Genomic DNA, 18,562 nt, shown 5'->3' on the forward strand with positions numbered 1-18,562 from the left:
TATGCAACAGTGGCAAGCTACTTAAAAATAAATTACGTTCAATGAATAATTACTAGATGGTGTTGCCATTAACTTAGGTTAGGACTGATATTAAATCCAGTTCGTTGTTGAGTGTTTAGGCACAAAGGCGATCGCTATCCTTCGTTAAATCAAGTATATCTGGAGAAACCAACGCATCCCAAGAATTCTGACTCTATTCATAACTGCTTAGCGGCACAGAAAGAACAGACAGCCCAACGCTGGAGTTCGCCGGGTGGGGTAGGACATTGACACTGGGGACAAAGTGGTAAGCCATGCGATCGCGCTTGCATTGTCTTAGCCCAATGCTCAAAAGCACTATTTGCGTCCTTAACAGTTGATGTAACCTCACGGTGGCTCATCTCATCACCAAGGTAACTGGGATGCTCAGATGGCAAAACCGTTTTTTGCTGTTTGCTCGTGACTGACGAATGTTGCCAACCGGCAGTAGAGAAGCGAATATCCACTAAAGGCGTTGGCAGCTTTTGATTTAACTTTAAAAGCAGAGGCGATCGCCCAAAAGTCAAATTTTGCGCCCAAGCAGCGCTAGAAGTTGCTACCCACAAAACATCGCGCTGAATCGACAATGGTTTCGTATTTGCAGCTACGGCTGTGCCAACAACCTCCGCCCAACACTTCAGCAAGCGTTGTAATGGTTGCTCTTGCCATTGAGCCTGCTTTTCTAAAACGCCTAAAATATTATTAACTGATTTCAACGACATCTTTGAGAGTGCTGAGTTATCTATTGCCCTTCATTCTTTGTTGTGAATGATATATAAATAATTTTCGCTACTATTGGCACAAATGTATCTAAAGTTAATCCAATAGTCTACGTTTGAGGCACAGAGGCAATGACTCAAAACCCCTTGATCGATTCCAGTACTCAATTGTCTAAAACACCTGAATTAAAACCAGCACTAGCAGCTGCACTAGCGAGTTTAGAGGTGCAGCTAGATCAAGAGTTAGCTCGATACCGACGTACACGAAATGCTTCAAGGACATTGAACCAACCACGTGCGGGGAGTTACATGAGCAGTCAACCCCAGCAGTTTACTGCCATTACTACCACATCAAGCACAACTCAACAATCAGTAGCAGAAATAAAAACCAACGCACCGCCTACATCTACATCTGTACCTGCAAGTTCCCCCCAGGAGAACTCAGCTCCAATTACAGTAAAGACCAACGCGCCGTCTGCATCTACACCCACAAATCCCGAAGAAAACCCAGCCCTAACTACAGTAAAGACTGAACAACTGGTTCATCTCAAGACACCATTCAGCGACAATGCCAAAACACAAACTCCACCACCTCCGCCCAATACCAGCAGCATCGTTCCAGCAGTCGTTAAGAATGCTAAAGGTGAAAATCTTGTACAGCCGGATGAGACTCCCAAACAACCAGATGACTATCTAGAATCTAGTGAAGCATTGTTACGAAGTCTGACAGAAGAACCAGAAACAAAGAAACCAAGCAATTCTAACGACAGTCTGTTATCACCTTTGGGTATCGGCTCTATGCTACTGCTATTATTAGCAAGTCTAACTTTAGGCTATGTGGTGTTCAGTCCTAAAAGTTTACCGCAGTTAAATCTAAGTAAATTACTTAACAGCGATGCGTCTCCTACAACAGAAAATACTGAAAAAATTTCGGGTAATGTTCAACCTCAGTCCCAACCAGAGATCACGCCTATACCCAAGTATCCCAATTTAGCAGCCAAAGAGTTTCCAGAAGTAAAAGATCCCAATGATGTAGTTGGCTTAAAGCCCCAAGTCCAACAAACTCTTATTGCAGTGCCCAATCCAGTCGCTCCCCAAAACCCTGTAAATCCGCAAGTAGCATTACCTAACCCGATCGCAGTCCAACCGACAAATCCGATCGCCACAACACCATTACCGAATCTGAATTCGTCTCCAGCCCCAGTGGCAAAAACCTCGCCATCACCGAGCACAACCCCTCCATCGAATGCAGAAATCAAACCGGCAGCAGATGGATACTATCATATAGTGACGGATAATCAGGGATTAGACGCTTTAGCCTCAGCAAGAAAAGCGGTTCCTGATGCTTATTTATCACGTAACCAAAAATTTATTTATCTAGGTGCAGTTAAGTCTAAAAAGGAAGTACAACGAAAGCTGCAAGAGCTAGAGGCAAAGGGAATTCAAGCACGGATTCAGCAGCAATGAGTTGCAAAAATCTACGATACTATGAGATAGCAGTCCTGAGTCATGAGTCATCGAACTTTTGAGCAGAGGAAGTTTATCTTGAAAAGTCCACATCAGACACCAAACTTCTGTTCGCCTCTATCCGGTGCTCAGAGTTATTGGAAATAGTAAGATCGAAAAGTCCAGAGCGGATAGCGCAGTTAAGCCGTGTCCGCGTCACTTGCTAAGTCCTACATAAAGTTAGGAATCTCAGTCCTCAACACTGAAGTTAGGGCAAAGCATCTACATATACAGTTATGAGTAATTATAAAAACTCATTGCTGAGTTCCGGGAATGGAGAGCCGACATGGAATTGATCAAGCGTATCCTGCGAGTAATTCGGGCTAATCTTAATAGTTTGATAGGCAGTGCTGAAGATCCAGAAAAGATTCTGGAACAAACTGTTTTAGAGATGCAGGGAAATCTGGTGCAATTGCGGCAGGGTGTAGCACAAGCGATCGCTACGCAAAAACGCACGGAACGACAGGCAACGGCTACCCAGTCTCAAGCAGAAGAATGGTATCGCCGCGCCCAATTGGCACTGCAACAAGGCAATGAACCTCTAGCACGGGAAGCTTTGACTAAACGTCGGGCTTACCAAGAAACCGCCAAAGCCCTCTGTGCTCAGATAGAGCAGCAGAACGATATCGTAGCTAGGCTAAAAAAGGATATGCGGACGCTAGAGTTAAAAATTTCCGAGGCTAAAACCAAAAAAGATATGTACATTGCTCGCGCCCGTTCTGCCGAGGCGTCTTATCGACTCCAAGAAATGCTCAGCGGAGTTTCTGCCACCAGCAGTTTAAGTGCCTTTGAGCGCATGGAAGAAAAAGTTTCGCAAATAGAAGCGATCGCTCAACTCAGTAGCGACGACCTAGAAAAACGATTTACCTCACTAGAATCTACTAATGATGTTGATGCTGAACTAGCAGCAATGAAGGTACAGGTTTTAAATCAAGCAGAAAATACCCAGCACGACAGTCTCCTTACCGAGAGCAATCAGAGAACAGTGCTACCTCCCCAACAGCAGATACCCAAATCTGAGGAAACATGAAGTTCGGATAATTACCGCAGCTTGGACATATCTTAATATTAAAGAGTCGTTGGGAGGTACTGATCCAACCTGGAAAGATTACATTGAAATAGGTAGCTATTAAAAAGTAAAAAAGCTAACGGTCTAACAAAGCGCGTAAACCACACAAGGAAAAACAAGATTATGGGATTATTTGATCGCATTAAGCGAGTAGTCGGTGCTAACCTCAACGACTTGGTAAATAAAGCAGAAGATCCGGAAAAAATGCTAGAACAAGCCATCCTGGAAATGCAGGAAGACTTGGTACAGTTGCGTCAGGGAGTTGCCCAGACCATTGCTGCCCAAAAACGCAGCGAAAAACAGTATAATGATGCCCAAAATGAAATTAATAAATGGCAGCGCAATGCCCAATTAGCCCTACAAAAAGGTGATGAGAATCTAGCACGGCAAGCCCTAGAGCGCAAAAAGACTTATACTGACACCAGCGCAGCGCTCAAAGCTAGTTTGGATACGCAAAGCACTCAAGTAGAAACCCTCAAGCGCAACTTAATCCAGCTGGAAAGCAAGATTTCTGAGGCCAAAACCAAGAAAGAAATGCTCAGAGCTAGAATCACCACGGCCAAAGCCCAAGAGCAACTCCAAGGCATGGTGAGTGGTATGAATACCAGCAGTGCAATGGCTGCCTTTGAGCGGATGGAAGAAAAAGTCTTGATGCAAGAAGCCCGTGCTCAGTCCGCACAAGAATTAGCAGGTGCAGATTTAGAAACCCAATTTGCACGTTTGGAATCTGGTAGCGATGTTGATGATGAATTGGCAGCGTTGAAGGCGCAAATGCTACCACCTGCGAGTCCCCAAAGTCAGCCCCAACTGCTGCCACAACAAGAAACCAACGCTCCTAAGTCTAATGAAGTTGTTGATGCAGAGTTGGATTCTCTACGCAAGCAATTGGATCAAATGTAACATTGGCAAAAAACTTATTTGAAGTCAATCCCACGCCTGTTGGTTGTGGGATTTTGCATAAATTGTCAGTTGTTTGTTTTTTGTCATTGATGACTGATAACTGACCACTGACTCTCAGTTTGGGATAAAGTATTGTGTGTGCCAACTTTGATCAATGCCACCTCATGGAGACTGCAATGAGTAAGGGTGTAATCACCATAACTGATGCTGAGTTTGAAGCCGAAGTATTGAAAGCCGATCTACCAGTATTGGTTTACTTTTGGGCTTCTTGGTGCGGGCCTTGTCAATTGATGTCGCCAGCGATTAACTCAGCTGCTACCGCATATAGCGATCGCCTCAAAGTCGTTAAAATGGAAATTGACCCAAATCCACTAACTGTCAAGCAGTACCAAGTGGAAGGCGTACCCGCTCTCAGACTGATTCAAGACGAGAAAGTTTTAATATCCACTGAGGGAGTCATCGGTAAAGACAAATTACTCACCCTCCTAGATACGCACTTAAGTAGTAATTAGTCATCAATCATTAGCAAATGATCTAGACGCGCCAGCGGCTACTCTTTGAGTTCCCCGTTTGCGGAGCGTCCCATAAGCAAGGAGTACCCGCAGGGTAGGACAAAGCGAAAAGTTTGAGCCGAACGCGAGTGCGTCTCGTAGAGAGGAAGCCTCGGATCAAACTTTTCAAGAGAGGACAAAGCGCAAAGTCTGAGCTAAGGCTTCCTTAGATCAGAACTTTGTAAGAGAGGACAAATGACTAACATACAATTTGCAAAACGTTTACAACCTCTGCAATCCAATGTATTTGCTGATATGGACAAGGCCAAAGCCACAGCTTTGGCAGCTGGACGACAGTTAATTGATCTGTCACTGGGATCTTCTGATTTACCAGCTGAGGCACACGTTATTGAGGCGATCGTCCAGTCCCTACATGATCACAGTACCCACGGTTATTTGCTGTTTAATGGCACCCAAGCATTTCGCCAAGCTGCAGCCAACTGGTATGAACACAAATTTGGCATCAAAGTCGATCCGCAAACTGAGGTGTTGCCCCTCATTGGTTCCCAAGAAGGCACAGCCCATTTACCCTTAGCATTGCTTAATCCAGGAGATTTTGCCCTGTTGCAAGATCCAGGCTATCCCTCCCATGCTGGGGGAGTATACCTAGCCAGCGGTCAAATTTACCCAATGCCACTACGGGCAGAAAACGGTTTTTTGCCAGAATTTGCCGATATTCCGGCCCCCGTCTTGACCCAGTCGCGGATGATGGTTTTAAGCTATCCTCACAATCCCACCGCTGCGATCGCGCCATTATCTTTTTTCCAAGAAGCTGTCGCCTTCTGTCAGCAACACAATCTCGTCTTGGTTCATGATTTTCCCTACGTAGATTTGGTATTTGAGGCTGGGGAGTGGGAAAATTCTCATCACAGTCCAAAATCTAAAATCCGTCTTGGAAAGTTTGCCACGGAGGGAAACCCTCCTTGCAACTTTCCGCAAAATCCAAAATCCTTAGTCCCTTCTATTCTGCAAGCTGACCCAGATAAAAGCGTTTCTATTGAATTTTTTACCCTTTCCAAGTCCTATAATATGGGCGGCTTCCGCATTGGCTATGCTATTGGTAATGCCCAATTAATTAACGCCTTACGCCAGGTAAAAGCAGCAGTTGATTTTAATCAATATCGAGGTATTTTAAATGGTGCGATCGCTGCACTGACTGGGCCGCAAACTGGAGTTCAATCTGCTGTTGCTACCTTCCGTCAACGCCGTGATGCTTTCATTACTGCCTTACACCACATTGGCTGGCACGTTTCCACTCCCAAGGCCACAATGTATATCTGGGCAAAGTTGCCCTCACCCTGGAGCCAAAACTCCATAGAATTTTGTACTCAATTAGTCAAACAGACTGGTATAGCCGCTTCACCAGGTGCCGGCTTTGGCAAATCTGGAGAAGGGTATGTCCGTTTTGCCTTGGTGCATGAACCACCATTGCTAGAAAATGCTGTAAAGCGAATTGCTGAGTTTCTTAATTGAACTTCTACTTAAGTGGCTACCGTCCCCAAGGTTCTAATCGCACAAACCGTCTTGAGAATACAACTTCATATTTAGCTAATGAGTGTTTAACTTACAAATTATTTCAGCAGTATGCTCTAAAGCTTGCTTTAATACATTGATACGCCAAAGCTTTACTCACTAAGTAAGAAAAGACACCAGCCACCGCTACTGGTGTTTTTTTGTGTCAATCTCTGCGTTACTAAAGTATTTGAATTTCAAACATATATAGCAGTTGAAGTATAGGTTAGGACAATGTTGATTGCTCAAAGCCTTGTAGACGCGAAGCGGCTTCCCGTAGGGTAGTAGTTGGATTTATACGGGCTAAACCATAGCTATCCGCGCTTCAGCACTCTGTTATATTCCAAAACATTTGGGTTTTGCAAGCGGGCATCCAACCTCAAGGTGAAACCGTATAACTCTTCTATAATATTTCATATAAAATTATGAGTTATATTAATCACTAGCTTTATTTACTAAATTAAGTAATTAAACGTATAAAAGTATAAAAATATTAGTCATCTTTTTATTGATAATCAACAGCAGCTTTACCAATCAGGTCTTCCAGTTTCATAAACTGGGTTTGTACGCTCAGCTACCAAACACAGCTAACAATGCTGGTTACGCTTTTAAGCGGCCGTATTGCCATAAAGTCTGTAGTCAAGGCAGCCAAACCCTAGAAGCGGCAGTAGTTTAAAACTTAACTCCCTAAATGACGGAGACTTTAAAAACATGAAAATAACTTTTGAAAAATTTGTAATTGGTGCCTCAATAGCTATTGGTGTGAGCGCTCTTGCTACTGTGCCAGCACAAGCTGGCACGCTCACCGGCGCAACTATCGGTGGAACAGCAGCAAGTGATTATTTAGTCTATGATTCCAACGCTACAAATACCTTTGTCATACCCAATTCCCAGGCAAATGTGCAAAAAGTCCTAGATGGAAGCTCTGGAAATCCTACTGGAAATGTAGAGTTGCGAGCTAGCAGTGAACAAGTAGGTTTTGATTTCAGTAAAAACACCACCTTGACAGGGCAAATTGGTGGCAAAAGTATTACCTTGAGCAGTCTGACAGCAACAGATTGGTTTAGTACTGGGTCAGGATTAAGTACAAGCTATGGTGCACAGAACTTTGCAAATACTTGGTTTAACCAATTTTATAATGCAGCTGGTCTAACAGCCAATGAATCTGCAATTAAATTGGCACTGAGTCTACCAAGTTTGACCCCTAGCTCATTTATCCGCCAGCAAGCCTTTAACGCATTTTTTGGTATTGGTGGTTTCCAACGCTCTAGCGACCCTAATATCTCTTACGTTAATCAAAATGACACCACTGGCGATATTCAAATTGGGTTAGCCGGTCACTACAATTTAAAAGATTACTATGCTCCTCTGTTAGGCTCCTTTGGTAATTTTCTCAAAGATGGCTTCCAAGCCAGTGAAGTTGTTAAAGTTACCTACAATGACAAAACTGATTTCCTTTACAGCTTTTCTGCTACAGCAAGTGGACTAACCAACAGTGCAGGACTAGGTGCTGATGGCAAGTCTCACAGTGGCAACTATGAAGTTACCATCAAAGGTGTGCCTCCAACAGCAGTGCCAGAACCCTCAGTCATACTTGGTCTGCTGGGTGTTGCTGGAGTCTTCGCCACACAACGCAAGTTGAAAAAAGCGTCTATTTGAAACTGCCGTTTAAATACTACCATTCAGTAAGGGAGCTATAAGCTCCCTTTTTTCATGAGCACTTTCTTACGACTATAAAATAATTTCTATCCTCGGTTAAATTACCTAATATCCAGATAACAACTTCTCTAGATAGAAAATTCTCTATCGTTTATTATAGTAAAATTCCTTAAAATTTACTGTAATAAACGAGGTGGATTAATTTCTAAAATAGACTAAATGTTTGCTAAATAAAATTCTAAAAATTACGTAAAGAAAAGCTTAAGTTTTATTGATGTTTGTCTTGTAAAATAATATCATTAAACACAGGAGTGCAGCAAAAATTTAATTTATTTTTTATCTAAAATAAATAAATAATGTTTTTATTTTTCTAAGTTTTGTATGCAATGTTGTTTGAGTTTTTGGCAAAAACTACGAATTTTTACCTAAAAAGATAGGCAGCAATGACAGCACATTTAATTACCATAAATCAGCAATTAAAATTGCATCAATTAAGACGGGTTTTGCTACTTGAAGATAATGATGTTAATAGGATGCTGTTGAGTGACTATCTAAGTTATTATGGATACGATGTCCAAAGCTTGTCAAAAGGCTCGACTTTTTTCTCAAGTATAGAAAAATTTCAGCCAGAGTTAATGTTATTAGACTTAAAGTTACCAGATATTGACGGTTATTCGCTCTTAGAACAGATCCAGAAAAAACCAAGTTTGTCAAAAATACCTATCATTGTGGTTTCAGCCTTTGCCTTTAAAGCTGATCAAGAACGAGCTATGAGATTAGGTGCACGTCACTACTTTGTTAAACCCGTAAATCTTAAGAATCTGATTCTGACCATAGAAGAAGAGTTTACTGAGCGCTACGTATGAACTTGCCCAATTAACAACGTATTTATTCTATTTGTTTTGGGTAATAAACTCTTCAATAGTCTCACTCATATTTTGTACGGAACTACCAATTTTAGAAATTTTAAGTTGTAATTGTGCTAATAGCAAAACTGCTGTTTGTAATTCATTAAGCATTTCACTCATAGACTCACGATACTGGGATTCAAAATCTTGTAAATTCATAGTTAGATTGTTATATTAAATAACTTTAAAAGTGACAACTACAATCATAATCATACATTTAATTTACTCAATCCGTTAATTTGCCTAATGTTATAAGTTAAATTTTAAATCCGAAATATTGCTTATTAATTAATAAAAGACATATAAAAACATGATTAGCTTTGTAATATAAAAATTAAGAGTTTAATCCATCTTTATAAAAATTTATTATTAAAAATTAGTATTGAGAATAAAAGTGATTGACAAACTCTAGATAGAATATTTATATTAAAACTTAATTTATTTGATTGATCAATCAAATAAATTAGGAGTTTCTTAATAGTATTAATTTTAAACAGGTATGACTTTGAAGGAATGTAAGACACCTAAGAATACTATAAATTTAAGTGTAAATACGATACTCAAACACACTTATACTTAATATTTACTTGATAAATGTTCTGTTAAATCGGCATAAAAAAATAATTTTTCTTAAAATAGAGAAAGATTACCTAACTTTGGTTGTGACAATACCTACTCAAACACTACCACTGATTAAAGAACCCGAAAGACTGGAAAGCCGTCTAGCCGAAATTCCGCCGGAACCGGGAGTGTATTTCATGCGGGATAAGAACGATCGCATAATGTACATAGGTAAGTCACGCAAATTGCGATCGCGTGTCCGTTCCTATTTCCGAGACGCGTACAATAAGAGCGAACGCATAGCCACAATGGTAAAACTGGTGACAGAAATTGAATTTATCGTCACCGATACCGAAGCTGAAGCTCTAGCGCTGGAAGCAAACTTGATTAAGCAACACCAGCCTTACTTTAACGTGTTGCTCAAGGATGATAAAAAATATCCCTATGTATGCATTACTTGGTCAGAAGACTATCCTCGGATTTTTATTACCCGCAAGCGCCAATTAGGTAAAGAAAAAGATAAATTTTACGGCCCTTATACTGATTCTGGTCTATTGCGAGAAATATTACGCCTGTGCAAGCGAATTTTCCCCTTAAGACAACGACCTCAACCACTGTTCAAAGATCGTCCTTGCTTGAATTATGATTTAGGACGATGTCCGGGTGTGTGTCAACAACTGATTTCATCAGAAGAATACCGCAAAATTGTGCAAAAAATAGCGATGGTATTCCAAGGTCGGACTCAAGAACTGATTGATATCTTGACACAACAAATGCAAGCAGCAGCAGAGGGGTTGAACTTTGAGTCAGCGGCACGGATTCGCGATCAAATTGCTGGCTTAAAGTCGCTAAATGCAAATCAAAAAGTGTCGCTACCAGATGATACAGTTTCACGGGATGCGATCGCACTGGCAGCTGATGATAAACACGCGTGCATTCAATTATTCCAGATTCGTGCTGGACAATTAGTAGGACGCCTAGCATTTGTAGCTGATACTCATGCAGAACCAGGAGCTATTCTACAACGAGCTTTAGAGGAACATTACCAAACAGCTGACTCGGTGGAAATACCCACAGAGATTTTAGTACAACATGATTTACCAGATGGGGAGATATTGGCGGATGTTTTGACTCAACGTAAAGGAAGAAAAGTAACGATTTTGGCTCCCATGCGCCAAACTAAGGCAGAATTAATTGAGATGGTAGAGCGAAATGCCCAGTATGAATTGCAAAGAATGCAAAAATTGGGCGATCGCAATGACCAAGCAATGCAAGATTTAGCCGCCATTCTCGATTTACCAGACTTACCTCATCGCATCGAAGGTTATGATATTTCCCATATTCAAGGGTCAAATGCTGTAGCCTCCCAAGTCGTGTTTATTGATGGCTTACCCGCTAAGCAGCACTATCGCCACTACAAAATCAAAAATCCCACAGTCACAGCGGGACATTCAGATGATTTTGCTAGTCTTGCTGAAGTTATCCAGCGTCGGTTCCGCAAGTATAGCGGCAGCGAAAGCTCTACAGATTTACAATTGCCACGCTTGGGTAATCCTGACTGGCCTGATTTAATCATGATAGATGGTGGTAAGGGTCAGCTATCATCAGTTGTTGCTGTTTTGCAAGAGATGAATGTATTAGAGGATTTGCGAGTTGTTAGTTTGGCGAAGCAGCGAGAGGAGATTTTTTTACCAGGAGAGTCCAAACCTTTGACAACTGATGCTGAACAACCAGGAGTACAGTTGTTGCGACGGTTACGCGATGAAGCACATAGGTTTGCAGTGAGTTTTCATCGCCAGCAACGCACTGACAAGTTAAAGCGCTCGCGTTTAGATGAAATCCCCGGTTTGGGACACCATCGACAAAAGCAGCTATTGGGGCATTTTCGCTCAGTTGATTATATTCGGCAGGCCACACCTACACAACTCGCTGAAGTTGCGGGGATTGGCCCTTATTTGGCTCAAGAAATTTACGATTATTTTCATCCTTCTTGATAACTCTTCACTTCTGGTGTGGTTTAGGAAAAGGGTAAGGGTTTAAATTCACCCCTTACCCTTTTCCGTTTAACCGAAGAATATTAAGGAGTATGAAGACTAATAGCAAGAATGACTTGCGCTGTCCAATACCGAGATCCTGATTCAGTGATTTCAGGGCTGCTAGTACATTCTCAGTATTCAACAACAGTTCACTTAGTTCCATAAACGCTACGAGCGGCTCTCGAAGTTCCGAGCAAAAAAAAGCCATCGTTTAGAAGTTGGTTAGTTTTAATTAATTAATCTCACCAAAATTTAATTTCATAAATTTTTCCGACAAATGTTAACTAAATCTTAAGACATAGATTTTGTAACTCAAGATACAGTAATTTCTGGGTTTTGATTTTTGAATACAAGAACGGCTTTTTTTATGTTCGTCTGAAATAACTATAAATAAGGCTCTCTCAAAGCATTAATCATAGGGATCAGTGAATCTCTAAGCAAAATTTAATTAAAAAATTATTTATGTGTCTAAAGTAAGAGTATAAAATAACCTAAATCATAAGATAATAAACAAAGATATGAAAAAATTTCAAACCTGAAATTTTGTTTAAAATAATAAACCAAATATCACAGCAGTTTGTTAAGTTGGATTGAACCAGAATTTTTACTGGTTTAATACCCAGTTTTACAAAATAATAATCACAACCAGGGGTTTTAAAATGCAGATAGTACAAAAGATTCATTGCCCAAACTGTGGGAGTAAAGCAGAACGCTATTATATTTTTGATAGTCAATTAACTCGAACGCAGTGCCCAAGTTGTGATTATTTAATGATTACTTGCACTCGTACTGGCAGAGTCCTTGAGGCTTATGCCCCAGGAATTCACGCACACCATTAAAAATTAAAAATTGGAGAATCATTTTCTCTAATTTTTAATAAACTTATTTAAAATCTATATCAAGTTTGACTTTAGAAACTAAAAGTAACTACAGGTGCTAGTTATAAAAGATAATGTCAAGTCTATTACGTATTAGGCTTGACATTATCTTTTGAGCGGCTTGGGTCATGCAAAAGTTTAGTCTCTCAGCTAATACTTTTAAGGATATTCACTCTTTAGCTCTCTTGTAGTTTAAGAGAAGGTTAAAGGCTAAAGGGTAGGGATAAAATAAATCTAAGCTTTTCCCTTTCTGCTCTACTCTTTAACCGAGAAGTATTGGTGTCTCAGCACTGCTATAACTGTAGTCTTGGCGTCAATGGATCAAGACAGGGAATGTAGAAGGTGGCTCATACTTTTTTATTGGAACCAGGACGCTGGACAATGCAAGGAAGCTGGCTGGAACGTAATGGCTTGCCAATCAGCGTCAAGGGCATGACTTTAGTGGCTTGGAATCGAGATAACTGGTTTACTATGGCCACAAAGCTGATATTTCCAGGTAATAGCGATCGCTCAGAAATCTCGTTGCAATACAAAGGGCGTCTGCATGATGGAGAACGCCAGTATACTTTTTTACTTCAGCATAATCTCCTAGGGCAGGTTGAAGGCGAAGGCTGGATTGGCCCAGATACCATTGTGCAGCGTTATTGGGTACTAGGCGATCGCCAGCGTCGTAGCGGCTTTGAAACTCTACTCCGGGTCAATGATACTAGCTACTACCTAACCAGTGGTATATTAGTCGGTCACTTTTTAACTAGCACAATGGAAGCTAGCCTAGAACGTCAGTCAACATAACAGTCATTTGCCATTTGTCATTTTTTCAAAGTCTCTAAGTAGCTTTTGACCCTTAAACCTTTGATTAACAACTATTGGCTCAAAATTGGGCAAACTAAATCAGAATCAAAGCATTTGGCTGTCTCAAATGAGCCAGGAGTTCTCTATAATTCTGACCCCTGACTTTGACTCGCCAAACTATTATTGAACATTAGAGTCAAATTTCTACTATGTCAGACCCCAACATTGGTCGCTTACTTAGCAAACGCTACCAGCTTCAGGAGTTAATTGGTACTGGAGCAATGGGTCGAGTTTATCGTGCTAAGGATGTATTGTTGGGAGGAGTACCCGTTGCTGTAAAGTTTCTTGCCTTGTCAATCCAAAATGAAAAGATGCGATTGCAAGACCGCTTTGAGCGAGAAGCGAAAACCTGTGCTTTACTGGGGCAAAAAAGCATCCACATTGTCCGAGTAATGGACTATGGCGTAGATGAAAATAACACTCCGTTCTACGTTATGGAATACCTACAAGGACAAAGCCTAAACAATATTGTCCGTAAGCAGCAACTAGCTTTGCCAAGATTCCTTAGCATGGTGCGTCAAATTAGCTTGGGGTTACAGTGCGCTCATAATGGCATCCCAGTTGATGGCACAATTTGCCCAATTATCCACCGCGATATCAAGCCCAGCAATATGCTGGTGATTCAAGACTCTAGTTTCGGGGAGTTGGTCAAGGTTCTAGACTTTGGTATTGCTAAGTTAATCCACTCAGATGGCGATCATACAAAATTCTATTTGGGAACCCTGGCTTACTCCTCTCCCGAACAGATGGAGGGTAAGGAACTGGATAACCGCGCCGATATTTATAGTTTAGGCGTAATGATGTTTGAAATGCTTACAGGCAAGATGCCACTGGTTGCGCCAACTCACTCATTTGGAGCATGGTACAAAGTACATCACTATCAACAACCACGTTCTTTTTCTGAGGCTGCCCCTGGATTATTACTGCCAAAGGAAGTACAAAAGCTGGTGATGAGTTGCCTAGCCAAACCAGCGAGCGATCGCCCTCAAACAATCAATGAAATCCTTAAAATTTTAACATCCCTAGAACAGCCTGAGCATCTACGCAAAATTAAGCACGATAGCCATGCACTAGTTCCCACTACTACAGTTAGCACTGAGCTTGAACAAAAAACGAAAGCCGATTTACGGCTATCGTTATCAAACGATGAAATTGCTCGTGCCATTTCCTGGCCCCAAAATAAACCAATTGCCGATATTGTATTTACCCAGCCAATTCATATCAATAGGGAGGTTTTACCTGCCTTGTGGGTCATGCTACAGCAACAAGAAATTCAAAAGCGCTTAATCTGTACCCGCTACAATCAATTTCTTTTTATCTCTATTCCCTATCCCATGTTGCTGTGGATTACTGTCATCTATAACCGCAAACATGGCGCTAAATGGTTACACTACTATCTTGATCTCAAAACCAGTCTTGGTCAAGAAATTGCCCGCTTATTACAGCATAAAGGTTACTACCGTCTTTTATTCTTTGCGCGAGAAACACCAAGTCGCTGTGCCCATATCCTACTTTCCAGTATTGCTCCTGCTCAACGCCAACGATTACAACAGTGGGTAACAACTAGCAACGCTTTGGTGTCATCTGCCGATCCCCAAATTAGTAAAAACTTACTCAAAAGCGAGTACGAAAAGATTAAGCCTCAAATTTTAGCAAAGCTGGAAGGAATTGATACAGATTCTCCATACGACCTTTCTGGCTAAGAAAGTATTTTAATATTACATAGAGCATATGTAGTATTAGAGTAATTACTCAGAAAATGTAAACTTTTATAAATAATGTATATATAGAGTTGTAATTTTTAGTTATAAAAAGTAGGAAGAGTAAAAACGTTAGCTGCAAAAGCTAGTCTCTATTAAAGCTTCCTCTGCACCGTATATCAGGGGATGAAAAATTATGATGCTGACACGTGAGAGAGATTTGCTTATGCACCAGTAGATTTAAGCTAAAGGCTTTAGTAAATTTGGACTTCAGTAAATATGTAGTCAAAATATTTAGTAAGTCTTAGTTTGGATGGTGAATTTAACTCCTGCGCTTTGTTTTTATATTCTCAGCCTTTGAAATTGTTTATCGAAGTTGACGCCCCTGCATCCCCAGCTCTTTTCCTCCTTGGAACTAAGCAAGAGAAGGAGGTCGCCCACTGCGACATCAGAAAGACTCTATGCCATAGTGGAACCGGAATCTAAGCCCCACTGGTGCTTAAGAAGCTCCTGATAAGTTGCCTCGCGCACCACCATTTGCTCATAAAGCTTGACTAAAAAGTCTTTAGCTTGATCATGGCTCATGTGTTGTACTTGAGTGGCAAATGAACGGATGCTGAATTGCTGTTCCAAGGATAATTCAATTGGTTGACTCATAATTAACTCCGAAAAAACAACGCGTAAAGGGTGATATCGCTCACAGAAGTCCAAACGTGATTAAGATTTGGACTTTTGTCTGTCCCACATTTGTTCTTCCGTATTAAGAAAGATAACAAGTGTTTGACAGGTTGCCCACATCCTAAGTGTGGAATTTTTTTGCTTTGAGTTCTTGCACCTGACTCTACTGATATATATCCCAAGTCCGTTAGAGCAGATTTCGGGAAAATTTAGATTCTGTAAACTCAGGCTGGAACTCCCTTCTTAACTCTCTACCTCTGCAAACCTCTCTTAAAAGGACAGGTTCAGCTAATGTTCCCCTTGTAGGAGAAAGGGGAATATAAGGTATTAAACGTGCATTATATTCGCCATACCTTATAAGGTGCAAGAAGTCAATTCACCAATTTATATAAATTTAGCCTCCCTAGATAACTTTGGAGGCTAAAAATATTTGTATCAAGTTGTAAAGAAGAAAAATGCTCAGCCTGAACAAATTGCTGAGTATATCTACCGGATTTGTCTAAAATCCAATCATCAGCTGTCCTTCGCTAAGTAGCTAATGACCAATGATCAATAACTATTGACTATCTTCCAGTGCAACGATAACAACTGTGATGTTATCGTGTCCACCTTCTTCTTTTGCAGCTTCAATTAAAGAGAGAGCAGCTTTGTCAACCCACGGCGTATCTTGGAGGTGGCCAGCAATCTTTTGATTGACAAGTTCTTCTGTCAAACCATCACTGCATAATAGTAAGCGATCGCCAACTTTTACATCTAATGGTTGCAAATCAATCTGATGCAAATCTTCACGCCCCAAACAGCGCGATAATACATGACGAAAAGGATGAATCCGTGCTTCATCTGTGGTAATATCACCAATTTTGATCGCCCGTGCAACCCAAGTATGGTCTTCTGTTACTTGCTCTAATTGTGACTCTCGGAAGCGGTACAGCCGCGAATCACCAACATGAGCGCACCAAGGTGCTTCTGGGGCACGAAAAATTACCACTACAATCGTTGTACCCATATCAGCACGTTCAGGATGATTTTGCTGATCCTGTAAAATTGCTTCATTGGCCCCCCACAAAGCTTGCTCTAGCAACTCTTGAGAAGATTTAGAAGATTGCCAATGCGCGATTAAATACATCTGAATTTCTTGAGTTGCAATGCGACTTGCTTCTTCACCTCCCGCATGACCGCCCATTCCATCAGCAACAATGAAAAATCGCCCTTCTGGGTCGATATGATAAGCATCTTGATTATTAGAACGAATAAGTCCCGGATCACTGGAACCCGTGAAATTAAGTTTCATAAATTTTTCTTCAATAATTAATACATCCGATCGTAACGGTCAAGGCGTAAAAGTAGTCGGATCAGGATCACTGAAAGCCCTGCTGCAATTAAACCAGGCATTAGTGCCCACCATACATAATTGTTAACCACTAAGATGGTAGCTGAAAGTGTGAAACCACTGATTAACAGAGCATAACTTATTGAGAGTTGAATACTACTCTGCCGCCGTAGCAGGCGTTCTGTTTCTATAGACCGAACGCGTACCCGTACATCTCCCCGCTCTAGTTTGTCTAATGTATCTTCTAATCTACGTGGCAGTCCAAATGCGGTACTACTTACCTGAACTGCTTGGCGACTCAATTCATTGATAAAGCTATTCCCCTCAGAACCATTCATATTGGTCATAAGCTGCATTGCATATGGTTGGGCAACTTCCATAAAGTTAAATTCTGGATCTAGACCTTTGCCTACCCCCTCTAGGGTGGAAAAGGCTCGCATCACAAAAGTGAAGGTTGCTGGAAATCTAAATGGCTGATTATAAGCTATTTCGTAAAGGTCGTCACTAATTGCCGCGACTGATTGATTTTCAAAGGGCTTATCCATGAAATTGTCCAGCATATACTGGACAGAACGCCGCACAGGGCCCATATCATCTACTGGTGCGATCGCTCCTAAATTGATGAGAGACTGAACAACGCGATCGCCATCTTTTTGAGCAATACCAAACAGTGTTTCCATCAGTCCTTCCCGCACGTTGGACTTAATCCGCCCCATCATGCCGAAATCGTAGAATATTAGAGAACCATTCGGGCTAACGGCAATATTACCTGGATGAGGATCGGCATGGAAGAAGCCACTATTGAGCAACTGGAGCAAATACGCTTGAGCGCCCTGACGAGCAATTACCTTACGATCCAAACCCGCAGCCTCTAAAGCTTCGTATTGGCTAATTTTAATCCCAGGAACATATTCCAAGGTCAGCACGCGAGAAGTGGTGTAACGCCAGTAAACTCTTGGGACTTTCACCCAGTCGTAGCCACGAAAGTTACGGCGAAAAGTATCGGCGTTACGACCTTCATTAAGATAATCAATCTCTTCCCAAAGAATGCGGCAACACTCTTCGTAAATACCTATCCAATCTCGCCCTCGTCCCCATTTAGGATGATTTTGAAAATAGCGGGTAATTCCTTTGAGAATCTGTAAATCTATTTCAAATAATTTCTTCAATCCTGGACGCTGCACCTTGACAACAACTAATTCCCCAGTGTGCAGAACAGCTTTGTGTACTTGACCCAAACTAGCAGCAGCTAGGGGAATAGGTTCAAAACTCTGAAACAGTTCAGGAATTTTTTTACCTAGTTCCTTTTCAATAGTCGCTTCTACTTGCTCATAGCTAAATGCTGGCACTTTGTCTTGTAGCTTAGCCAACTCTTCTACATATTCAATAGGGAATATGTCAGCACGGGTAGAAAACAATTGCCCGACTTTGATAAAGGTTGGCCCTAAGTCTAGTAGGGTACTGCGAATCCAGACTGCTTGGGCTTTGCGTCTTACAGCTTGCTTTACCTCAGTCACACCACCCGTGTAACTCCAATTTTTGTTGTATAGCCAAAGCTTGAACAGTAAGGTCAAGACAAAAGACCAAATGTCCACAAAGCGCCGTCTATTAGAGTAATTTTCCCGATTCCAACGGTATGCCTTGTCTGAATAACCTGTTTCCATATGCTTTGCTTACCGTTGGTT

The 18,562-nt window shown here is 41.3% G+C and carries 16 protein-coding genes; 11 read left to right on the top strand and 5 right to left on the bottom strand.

Annotation, left to right across the window (positions count from 1 at the left end; all coding sequences use genetic code 11):
• Positions 1-197: 197 nt before the first annotated feature.
• Positions 198-740, bottom strand: a complete 543-nt coding sequence (locus FNW02_RS12870) for a DciA family protein (RefSeq protein ID WP_191757936.1) — start codon at positions 738-740, stop codon at positions 198-200.
• A gap of 129 nt (positions 741-869) precedes the next feature.
• Between FNW02_RS12870 and FNW02_RS12875 the strand changes: the two genes are divergently transcribed.
• The 7 genes from FNW02_RS12875 to FNW02_RS12905 all read left to right on the top strand — a co-directional run bounded on the left by FNW02_RS12875 (position 870) and on the right by FNW02_RS12905 (position 8,800).
• Positions 870-2,204, top strand: a complete 1,335-nt coding sequence (locus tag FNW02_RS12875; protein ID WP_191757937.1) for a hypothetical protein — start codon at positions 870-872, stop codon at positions 2,202-2,204.
• 325 nt (positions 2,205-2,529) lie between these two features.
• On the top strand, positions 2,530-3,273 hold the full coding sequence (locus FNW02_RS12880; protein ID WP_191757938.1) for a PspA/IM30 family protein: 744 nt from the start codon (positions 2,530-2,532) through the stop codon (positions 3,271-3,273).
• Positions 3,274-3,435: 162 nt separating this feature from the next.
• Positions 3,436-4,212, top strand: a complete 777-nt coding sequence (locus FNW02_RS12885; RefSeq protein WP_191757939.1) for a PspA/IM30 family protein — start codon at positions 3,436-3,438, stop codon at positions 4,210-4,212.
• 176 nt (positions 4,213-4,388) lie between these two features.
• The gene (locus FNW02_RS12890) at positions 4,389-4,724 is read left to right on the top strand and encodes a thioredoxin family protein (RefSeq protein WP_191757940.1); all 336 of its coding nucleotides are present in this window, start codon (positions 4,389-4,391) and stop codon (positions 4,722-4,724) included.
• 234 nt (positions 4,725-4,958) lie between these two features.
• Positions 4,959-6,236 (top strand): LL-diaminopimelate aminotransferase, encoded by a 1,278-nt coding sequence (locus FNW02_RS12895; protein ID WP_191757941.1) that lies wholly within the window; start codon positions 4,959-4,961, stop codon positions 6,234-6,236.
• 750 nt (positions 6,237-6,986) lie between these two features.
• Positions 6,987-7,934 (top strand): NF038130 family PEP-CTERM protein, encoded by a 948-nt coding sequence (locus FNW02_RS12900; protein ID WP_191757942.1) that lies wholly within the window; start codon positions 6,987-6,989, stop codon positions 7,932-7,934.
• 443 nt (positions 7,935-8,377) lie between these two features.
• Complete coding sequence (locus FNW02_RS12905) at positions 8,378-8,800, top strand: response regulator (RefSeq protein ID WP_191757943.1); 423 nt, start codon at positions 8,378-8,380, stop codon at positions 8,798-8,800.
• A 27-nt stretch (positions 8,801-8,827) separates the two neighbouring features.
• Here FNW02_RS12905 and FNW02_RS12910 read toward each other — a convergent pair whose 3' ends face one another.
• A complete protein-coding gene (locus tag FNW02_RS12910) occupies positions 8,828-9,001 on the bottom strand; it encodes a hypothetical protein (RefSeq protein WP_191757944.1) in 174 nt (57 codons plus the stop codon).
• Positions 9,002-9,504: 503 nt separating this feature from the next.
• On the opposite strand from FNW02_RS12910, the gene uvrC reads away from it, so the two are divergent.
• The 4 genes from uvrC (at position 9,505) to FNW02_RS12925 (ending at position 14,872) form a co-directional block, all read left to right on the top strand.
• Entirely contained in the window at positions 9,505-11,397 is a 1,893-nt protein-coding gene (uvrC, locus tag FNW02_RS12915; protein WP_191757945.1) for an excinuclease ABC subunit UvrC, read from the top strand.
• Between the two features lie 701 nt (positions 11,398-12,098).
• Positions 12,099-12,278, top strand: coding sequence for a replication restart DNA helicase PriA (locus FNW02_RS38580; RefSeq protein ID WP_225225619.1), 180 nt, complete (start codon positions 12,099-12,101; stop codon positions 12,276-12,278).
• Positions 12,279-12,659: 381 nt separating this feature from the next.
• Complete coding sequence (locus FNW02_RS12920) at positions 12,660-13,109, top strand: hypothetical protein (RefSeq protein WP_191757946.1); 450 nt, start codon at positions 12,660-12,662, stop codon at positions 13,107-13,109.
• Between the two features lie 209 nt (positions 13,110-13,318).
• Positions 13,319-14,872, top strand: coding sequence for a serine/threonine protein kinase (locus FNW02_RS12925; RefSeq protein ID WP_191757947.1), 1,554 nt, complete (start codon positions 13,319-13,321; stop codon positions 14,870-14,872).
• A 456-nt stretch (positions 14,873-15,328) separates the two neighbouring features.
• Here FNW02_RS12925 and FNW02_RS12930 read toward each other — a convergent pair whose 3' ends face one another.
• From FNW02_RS12930 to FNW02_RS12940, 3 genes are all read right to left on the bottom strand, one after another.
• The gene (locus FNW02_RS12930; protein WP_162398757.1) at positions 15,329-15,526 is read right to left on the bottom strand and encodes an NblA/ycf18 family protein; all 198 of its coding nucleotides are present in this window, start codon (positions 15,524-15,526) and stop codon (positions 15,329-15,331) included.
• 577 nt (positions 15,527-16,103) lie between these two features.
• A complete protein-coding gene (locus FNW02_RS12935) occupies positions 16,104-16,838 on the bottom strand; it encodes a PP2C family protein-serine/threonine phosphatase (RefSeq protein ID WP_191757948.1) in 735 nt (244 codons plus the stop codon).
• A 17-nt stretch (positions 16,839-16,855) separates the two neighbouring features.
• On the bottom strand, positions 16,856-18,541 hold the full coding sequence (locus FNW02_RS12940; RefSeq protein WP_191757949.1) for an ABC1 kinase family protein: 1,686 nt from the start codon (positions 18,539-18,541) through the stop codon (positions 16,856-16,858).
• Positions 18,542-18,562 lie beyond the last annotated feature (21 nt).

The sequence above is a fragment of the Komarekiella delphini-convector SJRDD-AB1 genome, from assembly GCF_014831675.1.
Taxonomy (GTDB): Bacteria; Cyanobacteriota; Cyanobacteriia; order Cyanobacteriales; family Nostocaceae; genus Komarekiella.